General features: G+C 47.9%; 1 protein-coding gene. It reads left to right on the forward strand.

What is annotated here, in order from left to right:
* On the forward strand, positions 1 to 292 hold a 292-nt coding region (locus tag Y887_RS17985; RefSeq protein ID WP_046965654.1), incomplete at its 5' end, for a P22AR C-terminal domain-containing protein.
* Positions 293 to 428: the final 136 nt, after the last annotated feature.

Consider the following 428-nt stretch of genomic DNA (forward strand, 5'->3'; position numbering starts at 1 on the left):
CATGCAACCAGCGCAGCAATTCACAGACGAAGAAATCATCCTCCTCTGCTACATGCAACTACAGATGGAAAAAGCCCAGGAACTCAGCAAACACCTGTATCCGATCATGAAAGAGCTGAACTCCTCATACACGAACAAGCTGTATGACATTGCGTTTGAGACCATCTACATGGTGACGAAGAACAGAGATGTGCTACTGAGAGAGGCGGCACGGCTTGACCAGTCGAGTTTCGTAGTTCAGCGGGCCAGACCAATGCTGAAAAGCCTGCGGGCAAGGCAATTCGAATTCTAAAACCAAAGGAGCTTCGGCTCCTTTTTTCATGCCTGAAGGAAAGGAAAATGGCAGATATCATCGACAACGCCGCTGAAATCGAAGAATTGCAGCGCAATCTCTCCCTGCAAAAATACAAATCCGATAGTAATGCCCC

The organism is Xanthomonas pisi DSM 18956, from assembly GCF_001010415.1.
GTDB classification, from domain to species: Bacteria; Pseudomonadota; Gammaproteobacteria; order Xanthomonadales; family Xanthomonadaceae; genus Xanthomonas; species Xanthomonas pisi.